The organism is Actinoplanes sp. NPDC051633, from assembly GCF_040681735.1.
Lineage (GTDB): Bacteria > Actinomycetota > Actinomycetes > Mycobacteriales > Micromonosporaceae > Actinoplanes.
Window position 1 is genome coordinate 1 of sequence record NZ_JBFAZH010001580.1, and the last position, 1440, is coordinate 1440.

The 1440-nt window shown below is 74.9% G+C and carries 1 protein-coding gene; it reads right to left on the reverse strand.

Annotated elements, in window-relative coordinates; genetic code table 11:
• On the reverse strand, positions 1-1266 hold a 1266-nt coding region (locus tag AB0M20_RS43300; RefSeq protein ID WP_364307299.1), incomplete at its 3' end, for a GAF domain-containing protein.
• Between the last annotated feature and the right edge of the window lie 174 nt (positions 1267-1440).

Sequence of the window (1440 nt, forward strand, 5' to 3'; positions counted from 1 at the left end):
GCTTGCCACGTGGAGGCCGAACTCGGCGGCGAGCTGGTCGATGCGGGTCAGTGCCGTCGTCCGGGCCGGGGACGTGGCCGGGAGGACGGCGGCGTAGAGCTCCCACATCTCCAGGTCGTCGGCGCCCGAGGAGGAGCGGAGCCAGGTCTCGAGGAGTTCGCGGTCGGCGGCTCTGAGCACCGCGTCCCGGAGACGGCCGTCGAGCCGCCGGCGCAGCCGGATCACGCCGGGGGCGTCCGAGGAGGGCAGCAGCGGGCCGGTGTACTCGGTCAGGGCGTCGGCGACCCGGCCGGCGTCGAGGTGGGCGGTGACCCGGCTGAAGTCGGCGCTCAGGGCGGCGTGCAGGCGGTAAGGGCGCGAGTCGAGCAGCTGCGGGCCGAGGATGCGGCGCAGGCGGGAGAGTTCGGCGCGGACCGTCACCGGGTTCAGGTCGTCGTGGTAGAGGTCGAGACCCAGCTGGTCGCCGGTCCGCCCCTCTGGATGCGTCAGGAGCAGGACCAGCAGCTCGGAGTGCCGGCGGCCGAGGCGGGTGCGCCGGCCGTCGACGGTCAGCATGGCCTCGTCGCGGCCGAGCACCGCCACCGAGGGCGCGCCCGTCTCCGGCGGCTGCAGCGCCGACAGAAAGGCCTCGGCGGCCAGCGCCGTGGCGCGTACCAGGGCCAGGCTGTGCGGGTTGGCCAGGTGGTCACCGCCGGTCACGTCGATCGCTCCGAGCAGCCGCCCGGTCGCCGGGTCGTGGATCGGGGCCGCCGCGCAGGTCCAGCGCTGCACCGGCCGGCTGAAGTGCTCGGTGGCGAAGATCTGCAGCGGGTGGTCGACGGCCAGCGCGGTGCCCGGCGCGTTGGTGCCCGCGTGCGCCTCGTCCCAGCGGGCGCCCGGGACGAAGTTCATCGACTCGGCCCCGCGCAGCGCCACCCCGGTGCCCTCGACCCAGAGCAGCCGCCCGTGCGCGTCGCAGACCGCCATCAGGTGGTCGCCGTCGTCGGCCAGCCCGCCCAGCAGGTCGCGGAAGATCGGCAGCACCCGGGCCAGCGGATGCGCCGCCCGATAGGTCTCGAGGTCGCCGTCGCTGATCTCGATCGGCGCAGTGTGGTCCGGCCCGATCGCGTCCGCCGAGCGTCGCCACGAGTCGGCGACCACGCGCCGGATGGCGGTGCCGCCGGGATCGAGGTCGCCCGTCACGAACCGCTCGTGGGCGCGACCGACCTGCCGGATCCGTTCAGCCGGATCGGCGCCCCGGTCAAGGGCCAGCCACGGGTTCGACAAAGGGGGGTACCTCCGCTCCACCCCATCGTGACCCGGATCACGCGCGGCGACAACCTCTAGGGTGCCGGTCATGACCGACTGGCCGGCCACCGAGGCCGAGGCGCTCGCCGTGCAGGATGAGCTGCGGCTGCGCCTGCTCGACGGTCCCGTGCCGGCCGACACGGCGCTGTTCGC